This window comes from Paraburkholderia phymatum STM815 (genome assembly GCF_000020045.1).
GTDB lineage: Bacteria > Pseudomonadota > Gammaproteobacteria > Burkholderiales > Burkholderiaceae > Paraburkholderia > Paraburkholderia phymatum.
Map to the genome: position 1 here is coordinate 581,115 of NC_010622.1, position 21,629 is coordinate 602,743.

Annotated in this window: 23 protein-coding genes; 11 read left to right on the forward strand and 12 right to left on the reverse strand. The window is 63.7% G+C overall.

Going from position 1 to position 21,629, the window contains the following annotated elements; genetic code table 11:
• The first annotated feature begins 129 nt into the window (after positions 1 to 129).
• On the forward strand, positions 130 to 633 hold the full coding sequence (locus tag BPHY_RS02560) for an Lrp/AsnC family transcriptional regulator (protein WP_012399926.1): 504 nt from the start codon (positions 130 to 132) through the stop codon (positions 631 to 633).
• 49 nt (positions 634 to 682) lie between these two features.
• On the opposite strand, the gene BPHY_RS02565 is transcribed toward BPHY_RS02560, so the two are convergent.
• Positions 683 to 1,195: a flavin reductase family protein gene (locus tag BPHY_RS02565; protein ID WP_041763244.1), complete on the reverse strand. Its 513-nt coding sequence runs from the start codon at positions 1,193 to 1,195 to the stop codon at positions 683 to 685.
• 306 nt (positions 1,196 to 1,501) lie between these two features.
• Here BPHY_RS02565 and msrA point away from each other — a divergent pair, with 306 nt between their 5' ends.
• Positions 1,502 to 2,053: a peptide-methionine (S)-S-oxide reductase MsrA gene (gene msrA / locus BPHY_RS02570; RefSeq protein WP_012399928.1), complete on the forward strand. Its 552-nt coding sequence runs from the start codon at positions 1,502 to 1,504 to the stop codon at positions 2,051 to 2,053.
• Between the two features lie 66 nt (positions 2,054 to 2,119).
• Here the strand turns inward: msrA and BPHY_RS02575 are convergent, their stop codons facing one another.
• The 3 genes from BPHY_RS02575 to pdxH all read right to left on the reverse strand — a co-directional run bounded on the left by BPHY_RS02575 (position 2,120) and on the right by pdxH (position 5,370).
• A complete protein-coding gene (locus BPHY_RS02575) occupies positions 2,120 to 3,259 on the reverse strand; it encodes a DUF72 domain-containing protein (RefSeq protein WP_012399929.1) in 1,140 nt (379 codons plus the stop codon).
• Between the two features lie 82 nt (positions 3,260 to 3,341).
• Positions 3,342 to 4,556 (reverse strand): SAM-dependent methyltransferase, encoded by a 1,215-nt coding sequence (locus BPHY_RS02580; RefSeq protein ID WP_012399930.1) that lies wholly within the window; start codon positions 4,554 to 4,556, stop codon positions 3,342 to 3,344.
• A 175-nt stretch (positions 4,557 to 4,731) separates the two neighbouring features.
• Positions 4,732 to 5,370 carry a pyridoxamine 5'-phosphate oxidase gene (pdxH, locus tag BPHY_RS02585; RefSeq protein ID WP_012399931.1) on the reverse strand — a complete coding sequence of 213 codons (639 nt, stop codon included), beginning with the start codon at positions 5,368 to 5,370 and terminating at the stop codon, positions 4,732 to 4,734.
• 251 nt (positions 5,371 to 5,621) lie between these two features.
• Here pdxH and tcdA point away from each other — a divergent pair, with 251 nt between their 5' ends.
• Complete coding sequence (gene tcdA, locus BPHY_RS02590; protein ID WP_012399932.1) at positions 5,622 to 6,482, forward strand: tRNA cyclic N6-threonylcarbamoyladenosine(37) synthase TcdA; 861 nt, start codon at positions 5,622 to 5,624, stop codon at positions 6,480 to 6,482.
• A 90-nt stretch (positions 6,483 to 6,572) separates the two neighbouring features.
• On the opposite strand, the gene trxA is transcribed toward tcdA, so the two are convergent.
• Together trxA and BPHY_RS02600 are read right to left on the reverse strand one after the other, a co-directional pair.
• Positions 6,573 to 7,421, reverse strand: coding sequence for a thioredoxin (gene trxA, locus BPHY_RS02595; protein ID WP_012399933.1), 849 nt, complete (start codon positions 7,419 to 7,421; stop codon positions 6,573 to 6,575).
• Positions 7,422 to 7,534: 113 nt separating this feature from the next.
• Entirely contained in the window at positions 7,535 to 8,416 is an 882-nt protein-coding gene (locus BPHY_RS02600) for a pirin family protein (RefSeq protein ID WP_012399934.1), read from the reverse strand.
• Positions 8,417 to 8,585: 169 nt separating this feature from the next.
• Between BPHY_RS02600 and BPHY_RS02605 the strand changes: the two genes are divergently transcribed.
• Entirely contained in the window at positions 8,586 to 9,467 is an 882-nt protein-coding gene (locus tag BPHY_RS02605; RefSeq protein WP_012399935.1) for an O-acetylserine/cysteine exporter, read from the forward strand.
• Positions 9,468 to 9,596: 129 nt separating this feature from the next.
• On the opposite strand, the gene BPHY_RS02610 is transcribed toward BPHY_RS02605, so the two are convergent.
• A complete protein-coding gene (locus BPHY_RS02610) occupies positions 9,597 to 11,144 on the reverse strand; it encodes an N-acetylmuramoyl-L-alanine amidase (protein WP_012399936.1) in 1,548 nt (515 codons plus the stop codon).
• Positions 11,126 to 11,680 (reverse strand): bifunctional tRNA (adenosine(37)-N6)-threonylcarbamoyltransferase complex ATPase subunit type 1 TsaE/phosphotransferase, encoded by a 555-nt coding sequence (locus tag BPHY_RS02615; protein WP_012399937.1) that lies wholly within the window; start codon positions 11,678 to 11,680, stop codon positions 11,126 to 11,128. Before BPHY_RS02615 ends, BPHY_RS02610 begins: the two co-directional genes overlap by 19 nt.
• Before the next feature lie 41 nt (positions 11,681 to 11,721).
• Between BPHY_RS02615 and queG the strand changes: the two genes are divergently transcribed.
• From queG to xerD, 3 genes are read left to right on the forward strand one after another with little or no spacing between them, the layout of a single operon-like run.
• Positions 11,722 to 12,990 carry a tRNA epoxyqueuosine(34) reductase QueG gene (queG, locus tag BPHY_RS02620; protein WP_167538861.1) on the forward strand — a complete coding sequence of 423 codons (1,269 nt, stop codon included), beginning with the start codon at positions 11,722 to 11,724 and terminating at the stop codon, positions 12,988 to 12,990.
• Positions 12,991 to 13,030: 40 nt separating this feature from the next.
• A complete protein-coding gene (locus BPHY_RS02625) occupies positions 13,031 to 13,501 on the forward strand; it encodes a methylated-DNA--[protein]-cysteine S-methyltransferase (protein WP_012399939.1) in 471 nt (156 codons plus the stop codon).
• Positions 13,498 to 14,445, forward strand: coding sequence for a site-specific tyrosine recombinase XerD (gene xerD, locus BPHY_RS02630; RefSeq protein ID WP_012399940.1), 948 nt, complete (start codon positions 13,498 to 13,500; stop codon positions 14,443 to 14,445). The genes BPHY_RS02625 and xerD overlap by 4 nt, the downstream gene beginning before the upstream one ends.
• Before the next feature lie 24 nt (positions 14,446 to 14,469).
• Here xerD and BPHY_RS02635 read toward each other — a convergent pair whose 3' ends face one another.
• The gene (locus BPHY_RS02635) at positions 14,470 to 16,047 is read right to left on the reverse strand and encodes a class I adenylate-forming enzyme family protein (RefSeq protein ID WP_012399941.1); all 1,578 of its coding nucleotides are present in this window, start codon (positions 16,045 to 16,047) and stop codon (positions 14,470 to 14,472) included.
• 183 nt (positions 16,048 to 16,230) lie between these two features.
• On the opposite strand from BPHY_RS02635, the gene ybaK reads away from it, so the two are divergent.
• Complete coding sequence (ybaK, locus tag BPHY_RS02640; protein WP_041763677.1) at positions 16,231 to 16,722, forward strand: Cys-tRNA(Pro) deacylase; 492 nt, start codon at positions 16,231 to 16,233, stop codon at positions 16,720 to 16,722.
• Positions 16,723 to 16,879: 157 nt separating this feature from the next.
• Positions 16,880 to 17,512, forward strand: a complete 633-nt coding sequence (gene plsY / locus BPHY_RS02645) for a glycerol-3-phosphate 1-O-acyltransferase PlsY (protein WP_012399943.1) — start codon at positions 16,880 to 16,882, stop codon at positions 17,510 to 17,512.
• Between the two features lie 75 nt (positions 17,513 to 17,587).
• On the opposite strand, the gene BPHY_RS02650 is transcribed toward plsY, so the two are convergent.
• Positions 17,588 to 18,073, reverse strand: a complete 486-nt coding sequence (locus BPHY_RS02650) for a YajQ family cyclic di-GMP-binding protein (RefSeq protein ID WP_012399944.1) — start codon at positions 18,071 to 18,073, stop codon at positions 17,588 to 17,590.
• Between the two features lie 171 nt (positions 18,074 to 18,244).
• Between BPHY_RS02650 and murB the strand changes: the two genes are divergently transcribed.
• Positions 18,245 to 19,285: a UDP-N-acetylmuramate dehydrogenase gene (murB, locus tag BPHY_RS02655; protein ID WP_012399945.1), complete on the forward strand. Its 1,041-nt coding sequence runs from the start codon at positions 18,245 to 18,247 to the stop codon at positions 19,283 to 19,285.
• A 99-nt stretch (positions 19,286 to 19,384) separates the two neighbouring features.
• Here the strand turns inward: murB and argF are convergent, their stop codons facing one another.
• A complete protein-coding gene (gene argF / locus BPHY_RS02660) occupies positions 19,385 to 20,314 on the reverse strand; it encodes an ornithine carbamoyltransferase (protein WP_012399946.1) in 930 nt (309 codons plus the stop codon).
• Positions 20,315 to 20,775: 461 nt separating this feature from the next.
• Here argF and BPHY_RS02665 point away from each other — a divergent pair, with 461 nt between their 5' ends.
• Entirely contained in the window at positions 20,776 to 21,111 is a 336-nt protein-coding gene (locus BPHY_RS02665) for a DUF3579 domain-containing protein (protein ID WP_012399947.1), read from the forward strand.
• 202 nt (positions 21,112 to 21,313) lie between these two features.
• On the opposite strand, the gene rpsT is transcribed toward BPHY_RS02665, so the two are convergent.
• Positions 21,314 to 21,592: a 30S ribosomal protein S20 gene (gene rpsT, locus BPHY_RS02670; RefSeq protein ID WP_012399948.1), complete on the reverse strand. Its 279-nt coding sequence runs from the start codon at positions 21,590 to 21,592 to the stop codon at positions 21,314 to 21,316.
• Positions 21,593 to 21,629 lie beyond the last annotated feature (37 nt).

A 21,629-nucleotide genomic window follows, 5' to 3' on the forward strand; every position in this document is an offset into this window, starting at 1 on the left:
GTCCCCGGTGCATCTGGCAGCTATGGAACGATGATAGGCCGCATCAGACGAAATGTGCTTGCTAAAAAAACTGTTTATTTCGCCCCCTTTGGAACATAATTTGAGGCAAACGGGAAAGGGAGACCGAAAATGAACGCGATCTCACTAGACGCCACCGATTGCCGTATCTTGACGGTGCTGCAGCACGAAGGACGCATCAGCAATCTCGATCTGGCGGAGCGCATCTCGCTTTCGCCGTCGGCGTGTCTGCGCCGCTTGCGACTGCTGGAGGAGCAGGGCGTGATCGAGCGCTATCGCGCGTGCCTGAACCGCGAGGTATTGGGGTTCGAACTGGAAGCGTTCGTGCAGGTGTCGATGCGCAACGACCACGAGAACTGGCACGAACGCTTCGCGGAAGCCCTGCGCGACTGGCCGGAGGTGATCGGCGCGTTCGTCGTGACGGGAGAGACGCACTATCTGCTGCGGGTACTCGCCCACAATCTCAAGCACTATTCGGATTTCGTGCTCGGCCGGCTGTATAAGGCGCCGGGCGTGATGGACATCCGCTCGAACATCGTGCTCCAGACGCTCAAGGAAGATTCGGGCGTGCCCGTGTCGCTGGTGACGAGCCCCAAAGTGCAGCAGCCGGGCTAGCGGCTGGATCGGGAAGGCCCACCCGCCGCAACGGGCCGCGGGCGGCTGCTCAATCGAGCAGTGTCAGGCCGTGAAAGCCGCCGTTCTGGAACACGAGCGGCGCGATCTCCGCCGCCTGCTCATGGACGCCGCAGCGTTCCACTTCGCCGACGAAAATCACGTGATCGCCTTCATCGTAGCGGCTGCGGTTATGACATTCGAACCATGCCAGCGCGCCGTCGAGCACGGGCATGCCCGTGTCGCCCGCCGCATGCGAGACGCCCTCGAAGCGGTCCCCTTTCACCGTTGCGAAGCGCTTGCACAGATCGAGCTGGGACGAAGCCAGCACATTGACGACATAATGACTGTTCGAACGGAACACGGGCATCGAGGCCGAACGCGTCGCGAGACTCCACAGCACGAGCGGCGGCGTCAGCGAGACGGAATTGAACGAGCTGGCCGTAATGCCGATCAGCGCGCCCGACGGTGCGCGTGTCGTAATCACGGTAACGCCGGTCGCGAACTGGCTGAGCGCGCGGCGAAAAGCGGCGTCGTCGAAGTTGGGCGGGTTGGCGCGCTTCATCGGCTGGGGCATTCCGGCGAACGGACCGCTTGATGGAGCGACCAGATGGAGAAAAACGGTTCGAAGGTCATGTAGAAATTCGGCGAATTGTCCCAATTTTAACTGCAATCGCACAGGCCTTGGCGCTGCGGGGCGGCGGGACAAGGGCGGCCGCTTGGTATGGATGGTGCATACGGCATGCATGAATCCCCGAAAACGCGGAAGATTGGGCCGGTCGGATGCGGTGAAGAGTGTCCAGGTGACTGCGGCGAGCGGTGCGTTTGTCCTCGAGACGGACGTCGCGGCGAGCCATTCCAAGGAGCGAGCATGAGTCAGTCAGTCGAGACCGCCACGCTGGGCGGCGGGTGTTTCTGGTGTCTGGAGGCGGTGTTTCTCGGCGTCGATGGCGTGACGTCGGTGGAATCGGGGTATGCGGGCGGACAGACCGACAATCCGTCCTACGAGCAGGTGTGTGACGGCAACACGGGTCACGCGGAAGTCGTGAAGGTGGAATTCGATCCGGCGCGCATCAGCTATCGCGAGGTGCTGGACATTTTCTTTGCGATCCACGATCCGACGCAGCTTAACCGCCAGGGCAACGATGTCGGCACGCAATACCGGTCGGTGATCTTCACGCACTCCGACGCGCAGCGCGAGACGGCGCTGCAGGCGATCCGCGAAATCGGCGCCGAAGGCGTCTACGACGGCCAGATCGTCACGCAGGTGCTGTCGCTCGACGGCAACTACTGGGCCGCCGAGGCCTATCACCAGAACTACTTCGCGCAGCATCCTGATCAAGGCTATTGCGCGTTCGTCGTCGCGCCGAAGGTGGCGAAGTTCCGGCAGAAGTTCGCGCATCGGATCAAGGCGGGGGCGTGAGCGCGGTTTGATTGGGGGTGTGTCGATGTGAGCGGTGCGAACCCGAGCGGCTGCGCCGTTGTTCGACTACGCGGCTTCGGCCGCGTTTTCTTTTTGCGCGCCGCGAAGCCGCTCGCAAGCGGCTGCAATGTGTTCCGCCAGCTTCACGCATGTAAGGGGAGCGGAGCCTTCGGCCTTGTTGTTCGCCGCGATCAGCACCGGCTGACCCGCAATCGCGTAACGCGCGGCGAGTTCGGCGAGCGCCGTGCGGGTGTCGGGGTCTTCGTCGACGAGCTTGTCGAACGGTTCGTACTTCGCTTTCGCCTGCTCGTACTTGAAGCCGCCGTGCAGGCTCCAACGCACGATCAGCGGACCGGACGGCTCGTCGTCGAGCATCGCGAGCGCAGCGGCCTGGCGCGACGGTTCGGGCATGCGCGCGTGAATGCCGACGCAGTAGCGCACTCCCGTGGCCTTCAGCGCACGGATCAGACGCGGCGTCAGCAGACAGGCATCGCGTATTTCGACGGCATAGCAGGTGTCGCCCTCCAGCTTCGGCAATGCGGCGAGGAACGCCGTCAGCCGTTCGACGAATAGCGCCGGTTGCGCGAGCATCGCGTTGGGCAGCGGCGAGAACTGGAACACGAGTGCACCCGCCTTCGCGCGGAGTCCGTCGATGCACGGCCGCACGAATTCGTCGATGGCGAGTTGCGCGTTCAGAAAGCACGGATTCCCGGACACGGGCTCGCCGCGTTCGGCGCGCACGGTCGCGTCGGTGACGAGCGCGGGCGCCTTCACGATGAAGCGGAAATGGTCCGGCACCTGCTGCGCGTAACGCAGATAGTCGGTGAGCGTGAGCGCCTGATAGAACGAGCGGTCGATGCTCACCGTACGCAGCAGCGGATGCGCGCCATACGCCGCGAGGCCATCGCGTGAGAGCTTGCTGTTGCTGTAGTCATCGCCGTAGACGATGCCCTTCCAGCCAGGAAACGACCAGGTCGAGGTGCCCAGGTGCACTTGCGGCGGCAACTGGCTGGCGAGTTGAAGCAGGTCGTCGGAAGGGGAAGCGGCGAGGACGTCGCGGGCGCGGCGTTTTCCAGGCGGTGGCTGGGCCGTTTGGGAAGCCGATGCGAAGGGTGCCGCATCGGTAGCCGAAGAAGCCGTTGCCTCCTCGACCGGGTTGCCGAACATGTCGGGTTGCGCGGTGCCGGCCGGCGTGTCCTGTTGCATCGATGTCTGGCGTGAGTGGGTTTGCGGCGTCGCACGCCGTACACAACAGCGCGCGGCGCAGCCAAAACGGAATCACGCGATTTTACAGCGCCTTCTCGTACATGAAGCGGCGCGACCAGGGCAGCGTTTGTGCGCTGCGGCCGGCCTTGCGGCACACCACCTGGTAGATCGACACGTCGTCGTTCTCGAACGCATACGCGCAGCCCGCGAGATAGACGCGCCAGATGCGGAACTTCTCGTCTTCGACGAGCGTGCGCGCCTTCGCGGCGTTGGCCTCGAAATTCTCGGTCCAGATGTCCAGCGTGCGCGCGTAGTGACGGCGCAGGCTTTCGACGTCGAAAGCTTCGAGCCCGCCGCGCTGCATCGATTCGAGTGCAAGGCTGATGTGCGGCAGTTCGCCGTCGGGGAAGACGTACCGGTCGATGAATTCGCCGCCGCCGAGCGCCGTTTCGCCGCTGTCATAGTCCGTCGACGTGATGCCGTGATTCATCGCGATGCCGTCATCGACGAGCAGGTCGTGGATCTTCTGGAAGTAGCCGGGCAGATTCTTGCGGCCGACGTGCTCGAACATGCCGACGCTCGTGATGCGGTCGAACTGGCCTTCAACATCCCGATAGTCCTGCAGACGGATTTCGATCTGTCCTTCCAGGCCGGCGTCTTTCACGCGCTGCGTCGCGAGGTCGAACTGGTTCTGCGACAGCGTCACGCCCACGCATCTCGCGCCGAACTTCTGCGCCGCGCGCAGCACGAGCGCGCCCCAGCCGCAGCCGATGTCGAGCAGACGGTGGCCCGGCTGCACCTGGATCTTGGTGAGTATGTGATCGATCTTCTTGATTTGCGCGGTGGCGAGATCTTCGTTGCCGTTTTCGAAGTACGCGCACGAGTACACCATGTTCTCGTCGAGCCACAGCCTGTAGAACTCGTTCGAGACGTCGTAGTGATACTGGATCGCTTTCTTGTCCGAGGTCTTCGTGTGATTGAAATAGCGCCGCACGCGCGCCAGCTTGCTTGCGCTGGTCACGGTGCTGCGTGCAAGCGAGTAGCTGATGTTGATGATGTCCGACAGCTTGCCTTCGATGTCGATCTTGCCCTTCACATACGCCTCGCCGAGATTGTCGAGGCTCGGTTCGAGCAGGAGAGGCAGCGCGGACGCGCTGTTCACTTTCAGCGTGACCTGCGGCGCGGCGAACGTGCCGAAGTCATGTTGCTGGCCATCCCACAGCACGAGGCGCGCCGGAATATTGGCCTTTGCTTTCACTTCTTCCACCCACTGCGCCAGCTTCTTCTCCCAGAACATGTGATTTCTCCGTGTCCAATGAATCAAAGCAAAGCCTGTCGAATCGCAGTGCGCCGCGCGCGGGCCATCACAGGCCGCGCGTTCGTGCTTCGAGCAGCACGCACGCGATCCTGCCTTCGACACGGCGCGTCATGCTGTGCGGAGCACGACGGGCCGCGCGCCGGCGTACGATGTGTCAGGGCGACAGACGGGTGATCGTCCAGCCGGCACCACCGCTGTGCGTGTACAGCAGCCGGTCGTGCAAACGCGATGGCCGTCCTTGCCAGAATTCGATTGCGTCGGGAATCAGCCGATAGCCGCCCCAGTGCGGAGGACGCGGCGGGTTCTCTCCGTATTGTGCGCTGAATTCACGTTCACGCGCTTCCAGCGCTGCACGGCTTTCAATCACCTTGCTCTGTTCCGACGCCCATGCGCCGATGCGCGAGCCGACGGGACGCGAAGCGAAGTACGCATCGCTTTCTTCGGGACTCGTCTTGACGACGGTGCCCTCGATGCGGACCTGACGCTCGAGTTCGATCCAGTAGAAGAGGAGGCTTGCGTGCGGGTTCTGGGCGAGTTCCTGGCCCTTGCGGCTTTCGTAGTTCGTGAAGAACACGAAGCCCCGCTCGTCGACACCCTTGATCAGCACGATGCGTGCCGAAGGCCGGCCGCGTGCGTCGGCCGTTGCAAGCGTCATTGTGTTGGGTTCGGGGAGCTGGGCGTCGATGGCCTGCTTGAACCACCTGTCGAACTGACCGAACGGATTCGGATCGACGTCGGAGATGTCCAGCGAACCAAGCGAATAGTTTTTGCGGAGGTCGGCAAGCGTGCTCATATTGTTATGCAAGCGCTACAGTGGGGCCAGTATAGCGAAGGACGGCTTTTTCTGCGTTGAGGCGGGCCATGTTCTCTGCACATTGCACGGCGGCCTCGCCTCGCCCGTGGGCCGGCGTCTGCATGATCAGGCAAAATACCGGCTTGAAAGCACGCAGAGACCCGCGCCATACCGCGCAATAACGCAGGGCGCGACGCCGTATCGACGCGTTCCTCCGCATGCACATGCCTGAATTCGCCGAGCTACCTACCATGTCCACGCCTCTTGTCACCGGGCAATCCGATCTTACTACCGACCAGAACGAGCATGCAGCCGCTGACCGCGCGCGCCGCTTCGGGGGTGTCGCGCGTCTGTATGGCGCCGACGCCCTCACTGCGTTCGAGCGCGCGCATGTCGCCGTCATCGGCATTGGCGGGGTCGGCTCGTGGGCCGCGGAAGCACTGGCGCGCACGGCGATCGGCAAGATCACGCTGATCGATCTCGACAACGTCGCCGAGAGCAATACGAACCGGCAGGTTCACGCGCTCGACGGCAACTATGGCAAACCGAAGGTCGACGCGATGGCCGAGCGCATCAAGCTCATCGATCCGCAGTGCGATGTTCGGCTGATCGAAGATTTCATCGAGCCCGACAACTTCGACAAGGTGCTGGGTGCCGGCTTCGACTTCGTGGTCGACGCGATCGACAGCGTGCGCACCAAGACGGCGTTGATCGCGTGGTGCGTCGAGCACAGGCAGCCGCTGATCACGGTGGGCGGCGCGGGCGGTCAGCTTGATCCGACGCGGATTCGTATCGACGATCTGGCGCAGACCATTCAGGATCCGCTCCTGTCGAAAGTGCGCGCACAATTGCGCAAGCAGCATGGCTTTCCGCGCGGGCCGAAAGCGAAATTCAAGGTGAGCGCGGTGTATTCGGACGAGCCGCTCATCTATCCTGAAGCTGCCGTGTGCGATATCGACGAACTGGCCGAACACGTCACGACGTCGCCGGGCCATCACGGTCCCGTGGGTTTGAACTGCGCGGGCTTCGGGTCGAGTGTGTGCGTGACGGCGAGTTTCGGTTTCGCGGCCGTGTCGCATGTGCTGCGCGCGCTGGCGAAGCAGGCGGCGTGAGGCGCAAATAGCATTGCGCGTGAATCAAAAAACGCGGCTCGTGGCCGCGTTCTTTCGTAGTCGCGCGAGAACGCTCGGTCTTAACTGCGCTCAGTTCAACAACGCGCTCAGCCTGCGACGCCATTTGCCCACCAGCTCCGGCTGATGCGCCGCGAGATCGAACACGGACAGCATCGTCTTGCGGCCGATGTCCTCGCGGAACGTGCGGTCGCGCTGCACAATGGCGAGCAGATGTTCAAGCGCCGGGTCGTACTTGCGCCGCGCGATGAGCGCGCTGGCCAGATCGAAGCGCGCTTCGAGGTCGTCGGGGTTTTCGGCGACACGCGCTTCGAGCGCGCCCGTGGGCGGCAGGTCGGCGGCGGCATCGACGGCATCGAGCCGCGTCTTGATCGCGTTGTAGCGCGCGTCGATACCCTGCGTGGTCTTGGGCGACAGCAGATCGTTTTCGTTCTGCGCTTCGTCGATACGGTTGTCTTCGAGCAGCAGTTCCATCAGATCGAGGCGTGCTTCGTCGAAGCCGGGGTCGTAGGCGAGCGCGGCTTTCAGTGCGTTGTACGCATCTTCACGGCGTCCTTCGGCGATCGCGATGGACGCTTCTGCGCGCGCTGCTTCCGCGCCGTCGGGCACGAGACGATCGAGGAACTGGCGCAACTGGCCTTCCGGCAGCACGCCGATGAACTGATCGACGGGCCGGCCGTCCGCGAATGCGACGACGTGCGGGATGCTGCGCACCTGGAAGTGGGCGGCGAGCTCCTGGTTTTCGTCGACGTTCACTTTCACGAGACGCCACTTGCCCTCGTACTCGGCTTCGAGCTTTTCGAGCATCGGGCCGAGCGTCTTGCACGGTCCGCACCACGGCGCCCAGAAGTCGACGAGTACGGGCGCGAGCATCGATGCGCTGATGACGTCCTTTTCGAAAGTGGCGAGAGTGGTGTCCATTGCTATCTCTTCCTTGAATCGGTAGGCATAGTAGTTGGGGGCGGCGCGCGCGGTTTCAATGCGGCACGCGCTGGCCCGCATGGCGGCACGACGTTGCCTGAATGTCGTTCAGTCTAGCGCGGCTTGCGCTCGGGCAGCGGGATCCATTCCGTCTCGCCGGGCACCTTGCCCATCTCCTGGTTCGTCCACGCGAGCTTGGCCTGCTCGATTTTCTCGCGCGAACTCGCGACGAAATTCCATTCGATGAAACGCTCGCCTTCAAGTTTCTCGCCGCCCAGGAGCATCACCGTCGCGCCTTTCGTGCTGGCGAGGGTAATGGTTTCGCCGGGGATCAGCACGGCCATCGTGGCGATGTCGAGCGGCACGCCGTCGAGCGACAGATCGCCGTCGACCAGATACACGCCGCGTTCTTCATGCTCGGGTTCGAGCGCGAGCGCGCTGCCCGGCGAGAAGTGGGCGGCAGCATACAGCGTGCCCGAGAAAGTGCGAGTCGGCGCCGTCTTGCCGAACGACTGACCCGCGATAATGCGCAGCACGACGCCGTTGCGCTCGACTTCGGGCAGCGTCGCGCCAGGGTGATGTTCGAACGAAGGCTCGGCGTCTTCGTCGGCGAGCGGCAGCGCGACCCAGGTCTGGATGCCGTGCACCGTCGAGCCGTTCATGCGCTCAGGTTCGGGCGTGCGTTCCGAATGGACGATGCCGCGGCCGGCCGTCATCCAGTTGACGTCGCCGGGGACGATCTTCTGTTCGGAGCCGAGGCTGTCGCGATGCATGATCGCGCCTTCGAACAGATAGGTGACGGTCGCGAGGCCGATATGCGGATGTGGTCGCACGTCGAGCCCCGTGCCGGCGGGCAGGGTGGCGGGTCCCATGTGGTCGAAGAAGATGAACGGACCGACGAGACGTGCTGCCATCGCGGGCAGCACGCGCCGCACGGCGAGATTGCCGATGTCGCGGACATGGGGCTTGAGAACCGCTTTGATCGATGTGGACATGACGAGCTCGGTTGGTGGGGACAAGACGGGTCATTCTACTGCCCGGCGGTGACCGCATGCGTCCGAAGGCGCGACATACGGTCAGCGCACGTCGTGCGAAGCGGGCGATGCGGATGTCGATGCTCCGCTACACTGTCCGGTTCCGATACAAGTAAAAACAGGAGTCCAGATGTCGCCGAAAGACCTGCTGCTAGCGCTGGTGGTCGTCGTTGCGTGGGGCGTGAACTTCGTCGTAATCAAGGTTGGCTTGCACGGCGTGCCGCCGATGCTGCTCGGCGCGTTGCGCTTCATGCTGGCCGCGTTTCCGGCGGTGTTCTTCATCAAGCGGCCGCAGATGCCGTGGCGCTGGCTGCTCGCGTATGGCGCGACCATCTCGCTGGGGCAGTTCGCGTTCCTGTTTTCCGCGATGTACGTCGGCATGCCGGCAGGTCTTGCGTCGCTCGTGCTGCAGGCGCAGGCGTTTTTCACGCTTGGCTTTGCCGCGCTTTTTCTGCATGAGCGCTTACGCGCGCAGAACGTGCTTGGTCTCGTGATCGCGGCTGCTGGTCTCGGCGTGATCGGTATACAGGGTGGCCATTCGATGACGCTCGCCGGGTTCATCCTCACGCTGTGCGCGGCCGTCATGTGGGCGCTCGGCAATATCGTCACGAAGAAGGTGGGCAAGGTCGATCTGGTGGGGCTCGTCGTATGGGGCAGTTTGATTCCGCCCGTGCCGTTCTTCGTGCTGTCGTATCTGTTCGAAGGGCCGCGGCGGATCGAGGCGGCGCTGACGGGGATCGGCGAGTCGTCGCTGTTCGCGATTGTTTATCTGGCGTTTGTTGCGACGCTGTTGGGCTATGGGTTGTGGAGCCGGCTGTTGTCGCGGTATGCGGCGGGGCAGGTGGCCCCCTTCTCTTTGCTCGTGCCGATTGTCGGGCTGGCTTCTGCTTCTGTGTTTCTCGACGAGTCGTTATCCGCTGCGCAGATTGGCGGCGCTGTTCTGGTGATGGCCGGACTTGCTGTCAATGTGTTTGGCGGGAGGGTGGTGGAGAGGTTTTCGCTGGCGAGGTAACAATTAGTCGGCGACGCAGTCGTCATTCTTGCATGCGGCGCGGCTTTGCCGGTTTGGTTTTTTGCTCACGCAGAGATCAGCGCATGTCACCGGAAGCTGGGCAGCACCGCGTCGCAGACAAAAAAACGATTACGTCATCCGACTCTTGGCAAGCGGCGGATTCGCCGCAAAGTACCGCTTGATGCCGCTCATAATGGCGTTGGCCATCTTATCCCGATACGCGTCGTCATTCAGACGGCGCTCCTCATCAGGGTTACTGATAAACGCAGTTTCGACGAGAATCGACGGAATATCCGGGGCCTTGAGAACCGCAAACCCGGCCTGCTCCACAGAGCCCTTGTGCAACCGGTTGATCCCGCCGATCTCCTTGAGCACGAATGTGCCATACCGCATCGAATCGCGGATCTGCGCCGTCGTCGACATGTCGAACAGCGCGCGGTTCACGCTGGCATCGGCGGACTTGATGTTGATGCCGCCAATCTGATCCGACGAGTTCTCCTTGTTCGCCATCCAGCGCGCGGCCGCGCTCGACGCGCCATGCTCCGACAGCGCGAATACCGACGAGCCGCTCGCTTCCGGGGTGGTGAACGCGTCCGCGTGAATCGACACGAACAGGTCCGCGCCGACACGCCTCGCCTTCTGCACACGCACGTTTAGCGGCACGAAGAAGTCGGCGTCGCGCGTCATCATCGCGCGCATGTTCGGCTGCGCATCGATCTTCGCGCGCAGCTTCTTCGCGATGTCGAGCGCGACGTGTTTCTCGTAGGTCCCGCTGCCGCCGATCGCGCCGGGATCTTCGCCGCCGTGGCCCGGATCGATCGCGACCGTCAGCAGACGCACCGTATTGCTGCCCTTCTTCGGCGCGGTGAACTTGTACTCGTCGTCGTTGTTGTCGCCGGCGTTGTCCGCATCGCTGTCGTTGTTGCGCGCGATAACCGGCGGCGCGGGTGTTGGCGCGGGCTTCGGCGGCATGTGCGGCGTCGGCGCAGGCGCGCCATGCAGCGGCGGATGCGGCACGGGCGCAGCAGGCGAGGGCGCGTTGTTCTGCGCGTACTTCTCGAAGAACGCGTCGCTGTTGTCGCCGGGCGGCGTGGTCGGGCCGTTGAGCGTCGCGGCGGGCGGCGCGGCGTTGTCCTTCAGCTGCTGTTCCTTGCGCTCGGTCTGCGCGAGCAGATCCATCAGCGGATCGGGCGCGACGGCGGGATACAGGTCGAACACGAGCCGGTACTTGTACGCGCCGACAGGCGGCAGCGTGAACACCTGCGGTTTCACCGACCCCTTCAGGTCGAACACCATCCGCACGACATGCGGCTGATACTGGCCGACGCGCACGGATTGAATCTGCGGATCGTTCGGCGCGATCTTCGAGACGAGATCCTTCAACGCCTGGTCGAGGTCGAGACCGTTCAGATCGACCACCAGGCGGTCCGGTCCCTGCAGCAGTTGCTGCGTGTTCTGCAGCGGCTGATCGGATTCGATGGTCACGCGCGTGTAGTCGCGCGCGGGCCACACGCGCACGCCGAGCACCGACGAAGCCAACGCGAGGCGCGGCGCGGCAAGGCCGAGGACGAGCGTGGAAGCGCCCGCGTGAAGAATCTGCCGGCGGCGCCAGTTATGCGTCGCGGTGGCCGCCGATTCGATCGAGCGGAACGGTTTGATCAACATCTTTCGAGACATGCCTTTCCTGGTTCGCTATACGCCCGGGCGACCAGCACGCGGCCATCGCCGTCGACGTCGAGCGAGAAGACGAGATCCGGCACGCCCAGCAGGCTGCCCGCGCGTTCCGGCCATTCGACGAGGCAGATTGCGCCGCTGTCGAAGTACTCGCGAAAGCCTGCATCGGCCCATTCGGCCGGATCGTTGAAACGGTAAAGATCGAAGTGATATAGCTCGAGTTCCCCATCCGGCCGTTCGACCGCATAAGGTTCGACAAGCGTATAGGTCGGGCTGCGCACGCGGCCCGCGTGTCCGAGCGCGCGCAGCGTGGCGCGCACAAGTGTCGTCTTGCCGGCGCCCAGGTCGCCGTGCAACTGCACCTGGAGCCCATCGAATGCGCGCTGGCCCGTTGCGCGGGCTTCGTTGCGCACACTGTCGATCGCGTGTGCGAAGCGTGCGCCGAATGCCGTGGTCGCGGCTTCGTCCGCGAGCGCAAACTCGCGCTCAAGCAGGACGGCGGCTGTAGATCGATTCGCGGGACCGGTGTGATCGGGCATTCTCGTAAAATGGCGTTATGAACCAAGGCCAGCAGCATCCCATGCCGGATCCGCAAACAGGTGCGCAGTGCGATCCGCATTCGTCGCCCCGCGCGACGGATGAAGCAACAGACGTCACGCGACGTTTCGATGAAGCGCAACTGGCTGCGCTCGCTTCGCGTATCAGGGACTGGGGACGCGAACTAGGTTTCGGCGCAGTCGGCATCAGCGACATCGATCTGTCGCACGCCGAAGCGGGGCTTGCAGCCTGGCTCGACGCGGGTTGCCATGGCGAGATGGATTATATGGCCAAACATGGGATGAAACGTGCGCGGCCAGCCGAGCTTGTGGCCGGCACGCGACGCGTGATCTCGGTTCGCATGGCCTATCTGCCCACGCATGCGACGCCGCATGCGGCCGATTCGCCGGCGGCGCGAAAGGACGCTGAAAGTGCCGCCGCCGACGTTCAGCACGACTGGCGACTCGAAGAGCGCGCGCGTCTGAACGACCCGTCGGCGGCTGTCGTGTCGATCTACGCACGCGGCCGCGACTATCACAAGGTGATGCGCAACCGCCTGCAGCACCTGGCCGAGCGCATTGAAGGCGAAATTGGCCCGTACGGCTACCGCGTGTTCACCGACTCGGCGCCCGTGCTCGAAGTCGAGCTCGCGCAACAGGCGGGCACGGGCTGGCGCGGCAAGCACACGCTGCTGTTGCAACGGGACGCGGGGTCGTTGTTCTTCCTCGGCGAAATTTTCGTCGACCTGCCCCTGCCGACGGATGCCGAAACCTCGCCGGAGCGCGCGCCCGAAACGCCCGGCGCGCATTGCGGCAGCTGCACGCGGTGCATCGGCGCGTGTCCGACGGGGGCGATCGTCGCACCGTATCAGGTCGACGCGCGGCGCTGCATCTCCTATCTGACGATCGAACTGAAGGGCAGTATTCCCCAGGATTTGCGGCCGCTGATCGGCAATCGTGTGTATGGATGCGACGATTGCCAGCTCGCGTGTCCGTGGAACAAGTTCGCCCAGGCTGCGCCTGTCGCCGATTTCGACGTGCGTCACGGATTGGATCGCGCGTCGCTGGTCGAGCTGTTCGGCTGGAGCGCCGACGAATTCGACACCCGATTGCAAGGCAGCGCGATCCGCCGGATCGGCTACGAATGCTGGCTGCGCAACCTTGCCGTCGGCATGGGCAATGCGCTGCGGGCGGCGCGCGAGTCGCTGCCGGCCGAAGCGCGCGCCGCGATCGTCGACGCGCTGCGCCGGCGTGCCGGCGATCCTTCGCCGCTGGTGCGCGAGCATGTCGCGTGGGCGCTGGAAGCGGCGTGAGCGCGTTTCGCGTCTGGCGAAACCGAGAGAGGAGCACATCATGTTCAATGCAGTGATCGACGCGCCGTTCGGCAAGATCGGTGTCCGGCTGGAAAGCGAGACCGTGCGCGAGATCGTCTATTTGCCCGATTCGGTGGCGAACGTCGAACCGGATTCGCCGCTCGCAAAGCAGGCCGTCGAGCAGATCGAACACTATCTGCAACAGGCGTCTGCGCGCTTCGATCTCCCGCTCGCCGACGTCGGCACGCCATTCCAGCGGCGCGTCTGGAAGGCGATCGGCGAGATTCCGCCGGGCGTCGTGCTGACCTACGGGCAACTCGCGAAGCAGATCGGCAGTGTGCCGCGCGCCGTCGGCCAGGCGTGCGGCTCGAACTTCTTTCCGATCGTGATCCCGTGTCATCGCGTGGTCGCATCGGGCGGCATCGGCGGCTTTGCGCATACGGGCGGCGACGGCTACTATCGCAACGTCAAACGCTGGCTACTGAAACACGAGGGCGTACCTTACGCATGACTGATGTGCTGACCGAAGACGCGCAGCCCGCGTCGCCTGCTGTTTCGCCGCTGCTGCTGACGAGCGGCGCGTCGATCGATGCCTTCTGCGATGCGCTATGGCTCGAACATGGCCTCGCGCGCAACACGCTCGACGCATACCGACGCGACTTGCGGCTCTTTTCCGAATGGCTCGCCGAGCGGCGCGACGCTTCTCTCGATGCCGCGAGCGAAGCCGATCTGACGGCCTATAGCGCCGCGCGCTCGGCCGACAAGTCGACCTCCGCGAACCGGCGTCTGTCTGTGTTTCGCCGCTACTATGCGTGGGCCGTGCGCGAGCATCGCGCGTCAGCGGATCCAACCTTGCGCATCCGTTCGGCCAAGCAGCCGCCGCGTTTCCCGTCGACCTTGACGGAAGCGCAGGTCGAAGCGCTGCTCGGGGCGCCGGACGTGACGACGCCGCTCGGCCTGCGCGACCGCACGATGCTCGAACTGATGTACGCGAGCGGCTTGCGCGTCAGCGAACTGGTCACGTTGAAGACGGTGGAGGTCGGGCTGAACGAGGGCGTCGTGCGCGTGATGGGCAAGGGCTCGAAAGAGCGGCTGATACCGTTCGGCGAAGAGGCGCACGCCTGGATTGAACGCTATCTGCGCGAGTCTCGCCCCGCATTGCTCGGCCAGCGTTCCGCTGATGCGCTGTTCGTCACCGCGCGCGCCGAAGGCATGACGCGCCAGCAGTTCTGGAACATCATCAAGCGTCATGCGCTGACGGCGCATGTGCACGCGCCCCTGTCACCGCACACGCTGCGGCACGCGTTCGCGACGCATCTGCTGAATCACGGCGCGGACCTGCGTGTCGTGCAGCTGCTGCTCGGCCACACCGATATCTCGACCACGCAGATTTACACGCACGTCGCACGTGAGCGGCTCAAGTCGCTGCACGCGGCTCACCATCCGCGCGGCTGAATTTCCGGATCCGATTCGCGCGAGTCAGATGAGATCGCGCAGCCGGTGCTTGAGTATCTTGCCCGTCGAGGCCGCCGGTAATGCAGCGAGCACCCTGATTTCGGCTGGCCGCTTATAGGGTGCAAGGCGCGCGTCGCACCAGGTGGCGAGGTCGTCGGGTGTTGCGGCTGCACTGCCCGACAGTTCGACGAATGCCACGACTTCCTCGTTGTCCGCCACCGCGCGCCCTATTACCGCCGACTGGACGACGTCGGGATGCGCGTTCAGCACATGCTCGACTTCTGCCGGGTAGACGTTGAAGCCCGAACGGATGATCAGCTCCTTGCTGCGCCCGGCGATGTGCATCGCACCGTCCGCGTCCTCGCGAGCGAGGTCGCCTGTTCTGAGCCAGCCGTCGCGCGTGACGGTGGCTAACGTCTGTTGCGGGTTGCGGTAGTAGCCGAGCATCACGTTCGGCCCGCGCACCCACAGTTCGCCGACTTCTCCTTGAGCGACGTCGACGCCATCCGACCCGACGAACCGCACCTCGATGCCCGGAATCGCCTGGCCGACAGAGCAGTCCGCACGCGGCGACTCGATCATCGTCTGGGACACGGTCGGGCTGCTCTCGGTCATCCCGTAGCCATTGTGCAGCGCGACGCCGTACACGCTTTCGACGCGCGCCTTCAATGCGGCGTCGAGCGGCGAACCGCCCGAGTAGGCGAAGCGCAGATGCGGAGCCGACCACGGCAAGCCATTTGCCTGCAGGTATTCGAGCAGCTTCGCATGCATCGCGGGTACGCCCTGGAAGATCGACACGCGTTCTTCCGCGAGCGCGCGCCGCACGGCCTCGGGTGAGAAGCGCGGCGCGAGCCGCAGCGTCGCGCCTGCGTACAGACTGCCGAGGCACACCGACGCGAGACCGTACACATGCGAAATGGGCAGCACGGCATAGACGACGTCGTCGGCATTGACGCGCCTGAGGGTGCTCGACATGGCCGCGATAAACAGCAGATTGCGGTGTGAAAGCATCACGCCTTTGGGTGAGCCCGTCGTTCCCGTCGTGTAGATCAAGGCGGCGCATTGACGGTCGCTCGCGGTTTCGACGGCTTCTGCTTGCGTGTTGTCGTCGAGCGCGTAAGACCATGCGCCAATGTCCGCTGCGAGGGTGGGCGCAGCCTGCGCGCCGTGGCGCTCGGCGTGTTGCCGGGCATCCGGCGAAACCCCGACGGCATATGCGACCAGCCGTGGTTGCGCGTGCGCGCGGATCGCGTCCAGTTCGGCCGCCGACAGCCGCGCATTCGACATCAACGCCCATGCATCGAGCTTTGCCGCCGCGAACATCAGCACGATCTGCACGATGCTGTTCTCCGCGACGATCATCACGCGGTCGCCGGCGCGCACGCCTCGATCGGCCAGCAGAGCGGCGACGCCGTCGACGGCACCGACGAGTTGCGCACGTGTGAGACGGCGTTCATCTTCGATCAGCGCGGGATGCTGCGGATTGCGCGCGGCGATCAGCTTCGGAATCCCGGCGATCCGTTCGGGCAGAGCGGCGAGCAGCGCGGCCACATCGACAAGGACAGACCGCGAAGCGTCCGGGGAGTGCTGGGCTGTATTCAACGATGTCTCCTTTGGCGACGGGAGTTGGCGCTTCGGCGCCGACTTCCGGGGTGAGCTGCGGGGAAGCGGCAAGCATGCCATTGCACGTGCAGTATCTCGAACGATCGTGCCATACCCCCGCTGCGCGCACAATTGGCCATTCGGCAAATGGCCGTTGCGTCGCGCGGACATTACAATGCGCCGATGAGCAAATCCAGACACGTTTCCGAAACGCCCGCCACGCAGTTCTTGCGCCGCCATAAGGTCAAGTTCGGTGAGCATCCGTACGACTACGTCGACCACGGGGGCACGGAAGAATCCGCGCGGCAGCTGGGCGTCGATGAACACCACGTCGTCAAGACGCTGGTCATGGAAGACGAGCATGCCAGGCCGTTGATCGTCCTGATGCACGGCGACCGTACGGTATCGACCAAGAACCTTGCGCGGCAGATCGGCGCGAAGCGCGTCGAGCCGTGCAAGCCGGAAGTCGCGAGTCGGCATTCGGGTTACATGATCGGCGGCACTTCGCCGTTCGGCACGAAGAAGACGATGCCCGTCTACGTGGAAACGACCATACTCGACATGGACGGGATCTATATCAACGGCGGCCGGCGTGGCTTTCTGGTGAGCATCGCGCCCAGCGTGCTCACATCGCTGCTGGACGCGAAGCCCGTGCAGTGCGCGAGCGTCGATTGACGGCTGAGGCTGGTGCGCACGCGTCGCGCACAACCGGTTTGTTAAAGCATGTCGAGGGTTCGGTAGAATGTGCGCCGTTGTGCCAGCGCGGCGTGCGCGCGGCACATGGAGACGGGCGCCGCCCGATGCGCTTTCCGATACTGACAAGAGTTTCAACATGGAAAACCTGATTGTCGCCGTCGTGGCCTATCTGATCGGCTCGGTGTCGTTTGCCGTGATCGTCAGCGCCGCGATGGGATTAGCCGACCCGCGCTCGTACGGCTCGAAGAATCCCGGGGCGACGAACGTGCTGCGCAGCGGCAACAAGAAGGCCGCCATTCTGACGCTCATTGGCGACGCGTTCAAAGGCTGGCTGGCCGTATGGTTGACGGGGCATTTCTCCGCGCATTTCGGGCTCGACGACACATCCGTCGCGATTGCCGCAATCGCCGTATTTCTCGGGCACCTGTATCCGGTCTTCTTCCGCTTCAAGGGCGGCAAGGGCGTCGCGACGGCTGCGGGCGTGCTGCTCGCCATCAATCCCATTCTCGGTATCGCGACGCTCCTGACCTGGCTGATCGTCGCGTTCTTCACGCGCTACTCGTCGCTGGCTGCGCTGTGCGCGGCGATCTTCGCGCCGCTGTTCGACGGCTTTCTGTTTGGCGCGAATGTGATCGCGTTGTCCATCGTCGCGATGAGCGCACTGCTGATCTGGCGTCATCGCGCGAACATCGCGAAGCTGGTGGCGGGGCAGGAAAGCCGCATCGGCGACAAGAAGAAAGCCGAAGCGGCGGCTTCGCACAAGCATTGAGCCGCGAAGGTCGACGCGAACGCGCGTCATCGCTATGTCATGCGCGGGCCGGTGAGTCGCGCATGACGGCGGACATCAATCGCGGAAGTTGTTGAAGTCGAGCGGCGTGTCGGTCACGTCCTTGCGCAGCATCGCGATCACACTTTGCAGATCGTCGCGCTTGGTGCCCGTCACGCGAACCGCGTCGCCCTGGATGCTCGCCTGAACCTTGATCTTGCTGTCCTTCACGAGTTTGACGATTTTCTTCGCGAGATCGCCGGACACGCCTTTCTTCACGGTGACGACCTGCTTGACCTTGTCGCCGCCGATCTTCTCGATCTTGCCGTAGTCGAGGAAGCGCACGTCCACATTGCGCTTCGCCATTTTCGACACCAGCACGTCCTTCACCTGGCCGAGCTTGAATTCATCGTCGGCGAACGCGGTGAGTTCGCGCTCCTTCTGCTCGACGCGGGCGTCCGAGCCCTTGAAGTCGAAGCGCGTCGAGATTTCCTTGTTGGACTGCTCGATCGCGTTTTTCACTTCGATCATGTTGGCTTCGCAGACGACGTCAAACGATGGCATTGCTTTCTCCCAATTGTTTCAAAGCGTGCGGCGCTGCAGGGCTGCGCGCGGCGCACTCGCTATAATCACGGACCGGTGTCATTTTACCGACGCCTTTCTCGTTTGCCCAAGACTCGCGAGCGGCTTCGTTCCCGCGTCGCAGTTTCTGCCGGGCGCTTGCCAGAACATCCGATGTCCCAGCCCGAATCGCTTCCGTTTATCGCCGACTTCCCGCTCAAGCCGCACAACACCTTCGGTTTCGATGTGCGCGCGAGGCTCGCGTGTCGGATCGAAACCGACGCGCAGCTGCTCGCCGCCTTGCGCGATCCGCGCGCCGCGGGCTTGCGACGGCTCGTGCTGGGCGGCGGCAGCAACGTCGTGCTGACGGGCGATTTCGACGGACTCGTGTTGCTGGTCGCGCTGCGCGGTCGCAAGGTCGTTCGCGAAGACGACGAAGCGTGGTACGTCGAAGCGGCTGCGGGCGAGAACTGGCACGAGTTCGTATCGTGGACCCTTGCAGAGGGCATGCCCGGTCTCGAGAATCTCGCGCTGATTCCGGGCACGGTGGGCGCGGCGCCGATCCAGAACATCGGCGCGTACGGGCTGGAGATGTGCGAGCGCTTTGCGTCGCTGCGCGCGGTCGAGCTGGCGACGGGCAAACTCGTCGAACTGGGCGCGGGCGCTTGCCGCTTCGGCTATCGCGACAGCTTCTTCAAACAGGAAGGCCGCGAGCGCTTCGTCATCGTGTCGGTGACGTTCAGATTGCCGAAGGTTTGGGCGCCGCGCGCCGGTTACACGGATATCGCGCGCCAACTCGCCGCCGTCGGTCTGGGCGACGCGACGCCGACACCGCAAGCCATCTTCGATGCCGTCGTCGCCGTGCGGCGCGCCAAGCTGCCGGATCCGTTCGTGCTCGGCAATGCGGGTAGCTTCTTCAAGAATCCTGTGGTCGAATCGGCGCAGTTCGATGCGCTCGCCGCGAAGGAACCGGAGATCGTCTCGTATCGGCAGGCGGATGGGCGCGTGAAGCTCGCAGCGGGCTGGCTCATCGACCGTTGCGGCTGGAAAGGGCGGACGTTGGGCGCGGCGGGCGTGCATGAGCGGCAGGCGCTCGTGCTCGTGAATCGCGGCGGCGCGAGTGGAACCGAGGTGCTGGCACTGGCGAAGGCGATCCAGCAGGACGTCGCGCAGCGCTTCGGCGTGGAGCTGGAGGCCGAACCCGTCTGTCTGTGAACGGATTCCGCCGTCGGACAGCGACGCGAGCCTGAAAACAAAAAGCGCCGGGTGTCGAACCCGGCGCTTATGTTTTGCGGACGGCGCGCCCGTCCCGGTTCAGTGGTTCAGCTTGCCGAGCAGCAGAAATTCCATCAGCGCCTTCTGCACGTGCAGGCGGTTTTCCGCTTCGTCCCACACGACGCTCTGCGGCCCGTCGATCACCTCCGCGCTCACTTCCTCACCGCGATGCGCCGGCAGGCAGTGCATGAACAGCGCGTCCTTGCTGGCGCGCGACATCATGTCGGCGTCGACGCACCAGTCGGCGAACGCCTTCTTGCGCGCCTCGTTTTCCGCTTCGAAGCCCATGCTCGTCCAGACGTCCGTGGTGACCAGGTCGGCACCCTTGCAGGCTTCGTTCGGATCGTCGAATTCTTCGTAGAATGGCGCGCTTTCGGGCGCGACTAGCGCGCGGTCGAGCTTGTAGCCGGGCGGCGTGGACAGGCGCAGCGTGAAGCCGAGGATTTGCGCTGCCTCGATCCACGTGTATAGCATGTTGTTCGCGTCGCCGACCCACGCGACCGTCTTGCCGCGGATCGGGCCGCGATGCTCGTAATACGTGAAGATGTCGGCCAGTACCTGGCACGGGTGATATTCGTTCGTCAGGCCGTTGATGACGGGCACGCGCGAATTCTCCGCAAAGCGCTGGATGATGTCCTGGCCGAACGTGCGGATCATGATGATGTCGACCATCCGCGAGATGACCTGTGCCGCGTCTTCAATTGGCTCGCCCCGGCCGAGCTGTGTGTCGCGCGTGCTCATGAAGACGGCGTGACCGCCCAGCTGGAAAATGCCCGCTTCGAACGACAGGCGCGTGCGCGTCGAGTTTTTCTCGAAGATCATCGCGAGCGTGCGATCGTGCAGCGGATGATATGTCTCGTAGTTCTTGAACTTGCGCTTGAGGATGCGCGCGCGTTCGAGCACGTACTCGTAGTCTTCCAGCGAGAAATCGTTGAACTGCAGGTAGTGGCGGATCGTTTTGGCGGTCATAAAACAAATACGGCGGTTTCACCCGGGCGAAGATGCCGGACTGTGCCGCCGTCGTTTGTGGTAACTCAATCCAGCATAAAGGATTTTGAATGTTTTGACGAGTCGGCCGACGGGCATGCGCCAACTGCGCGAACCTGTAAAGGTCTGTTCCAGGCCCTTGTGTGCGGTGCGGAAAAACCCTGGCTGCGCTATAATCTCGAAGTTTTCTTAAAGCCCGGCGAGCAGGCTCTGACGCTTGCAGGACACGGCTTTTGCGCATCCACTGGGGCACTCATGCGTGCCGTGCCATGCGCTATCACGGCCGCTGCCCGAGATGCCCTGGCTGGCTTTCCGTGTCAGGTTGACGGCATGTCAGTGCCCGTTTGCGTGGTCGCGAGACGGGTTCAGACAGCGTTTTCAGGCAATATCCTTCGCGGGCTTATCACCGGCACATCGCTGGGCAGTCACACAGGGTTTCGTACATGGCCGATACACCCCCAATCGAATATTTCATTCAAGGCATTACGTCGAATGGGCGAAAGTTTCGTCCGAGCGACTGGTCGGAACGGCTGGCGGGCGTGATGTCGTGTTACGGTCCGGGCGCGAAAGGGCCGAATGCCCGTCTGCAGTATTCACATTACGTGCGTCCCACGTTGATCGGCGACCTGAAGTGCGTGATTCTGGACTCACGGTTGCGCGACATCGAGCCGATGGCTTTCGACTTCGTGATGAACTTCGCGAAAGATAACGATCTGCTCGTCACCGAGGCTTGCGAACTTCCGCTGGAGCATGCGGCGCAAAAGGCACCCACGCGCTGAGGGCAACGTTCCGCGGCATCGGCAGGCAGGACGGCAATGAAACCCGCATCGGCGGGTTTTTTTATGTCCTCAGGCGCCGCGTGCTGCAGGCAGGGCGGAATACAAAACAGCGCGCCAAACAAAAAAGCCCGCCAGAGCGGGCTTTCATGACGCAGCGGAAACAGGAAGCGGCCCGCCGAAGCGAGCCACCGGATTCGTGAATTTACTGCGCTGCGGGCGCTTGCAGGCCCTTGACGGCTGCAGCGAGGCGGCTCTTATGGCGAGCTGCCTTGTTCTTGTGAACGATTTTCTTGTCGGCAATGATGTCCAGCGTCTTTGCCGATGCCTTGAAGATCTCAGCGGCTTGAGCTGCATCGCCGGCTTCAATTGCCTTGCGGACAGCCTTGACAGCCGTGCGGTACTTCGAGCGCAGCGCCGAGTTGTGCGAGTTTGCCTTGGCGGCTTGGCGGGCGCGCTTGCGTGCTTGTGCGGAGTTAGCCATGACGGTTCCTTATCCTGTTCCTGTTTCCAGTGCCCGC

Excerpts from the sequence above, each read along its gene's own strand:
- BPHY_RS02560 (WP_012399926.1), top strand. The coding sequence starts at position 130 with ATGAACGCGATCTCACTAGACGCCACCGATTGCCGTATCTTGACGGTG.
- BPHY_RS02565 (WP_041763244.1), bottom strand. The coding sequence starts at position 1,195 with ATGAAGCGCGCCAACCCGCCCAACTTCGACGACGCCGCTTTTCGCCGC.
- msrA (WP_012399928.1), top strand. The coding sequence starts at position 1,502 with ATGAGTCAGTCAGTCGAGACCGCCACGCTGGGCGGCGGGTGTTTCTGG.
- BPHY_RS02575 (WP_012399929.1), bottom strand. The coding sequence starts at position 3,259 with ATGCAACAGGACACGCCGGCCGGCACCGCGCAACCCGACATGTTCGGC.
- BPHY_RS02580 (WP_012399930.1), bottom strand. The coding sequence starts at position 4,556 with ATGTTCTGGGAGAAGAAGCTGGCGCAGTGGGTGGAAGAAGTGAAAGCA.
- pdxH (WP_012399931.1), bottom strand. The coding sequence starts at position 5,370 with ATGAGCACGCTTGCCGACCTCCGCAAAAACTATTCGCTTGGTTCGCTG.
- tcdA (WP_012399932.1), top strand. The coding sequence starts at position 5,622 with ATGTCCACGCCTCTTGTCACCGGGCAATCCGATCTTACTACCGACCAG.
- trxA (WP_012399933.1), bottom strand. The coding sequence starts at position 7,421 with ATGGACACCACTCTCGCCACTTTCGAAAAGGACGTCATCAGCGCATCG.
- BPHY_RS02600 (WP_012399934.1), bottom strand. The coding sequence starts at position 8,416 with ATGTCCACATCGATCAAAGCGGTTCTCAAGCCCCATGTCCGCGACATC.
- BPHY_RS02605 (WP_012399935.1), top strand. The coding sequence starts at position 8,586 with ATGTCGCCGAAAGACCTGCTGCTAGCGCTGGTGGTCGTCGTTGCGTGG.
- BPHY_RS02610 (WP_012399936.1), bottom strand. The coding sequence starts at position 11,144 with ATGTCTCGAAAGATGTTGATCAAACCGTTCCGCTCGATCGAATCGGCG.
- BPHY_RS02615 (WP_012399937.1), bottom strand. The coding sequence starts at position 11,680 with ATGCCCGATCACACCGGTCCCGCGAATCGATCTACAGCCGCCGTCCTG.
- queG (WP_167538861.1), top strand. The coding sequence starts at position 11,722 with ATGCCGGATCCGCAAACAGGTGCGCAGTGCGATCCGCATTCGTCGCCC.
- BPHY_RS02625 (WP_012399939.1), top strand. The coding sequence starts at position 13,031 with ATGTTCAATGCAGTGATCGACGCGCCGTTCGGCAAGATCGGTGTCCGG.
- xerD (WP_012399940.1), top strand. The coding sequence starts at position 13,498 with ATGACTGATGTGCTGACCGAAGACGCGCAGCCCGCGTCGCCTGCTGTT.
- ybaK (WP_041763677.1), top strand. The coding sequence starts at position 16,231 with ATGAGCAAATCCAGACACGTTTCCGAAACGCCCGCCACGCAGTTCTTG.
- plsY (WP_012399943.1), top strand. The coding sequence starts at position 16,880 with ATGGAAAACCTGATTGTCGCCGTCGTGGCCTATCTGATCGGCTCGGTG.
- BPHY_RS02650 (WP_012399944.1), bottom strand. The coding sequence starts at position 18,073 with ATGCCATCGTTTGACGTCGTCTGCGAAGCCAACATGATCGAAGTGAAA.
- murB (WP_012399945.1), top strand. The coding sequence starts at position 18,245 with ATGTCCCAGCCCGAATCGCTTCCGTTTATCGCCGACTTCCCGCTCAAG.
- argF (WP_012399946.1), bottom strand. The coding sequence starts at position 20,314 with ATGACCGCCAAAACGATCCGCCACTACCTGCAGTTCAACGATTTCTCG.
- BPHY_RS02665 (WP_012399947.1), top strand. The coding sequence starts at position 20,776 with ATGGCCGATACACCCCCAATCGAATATTTCATTCAAGGCATTACGTCG.
- rpsT (WP_012399948.1), bottom strand. The coding sequence starts at position 21,592 with ATGGCTAACTCCGCACAAGCACGCAAGCGCGCCCGCCAAGCCGCCAAG.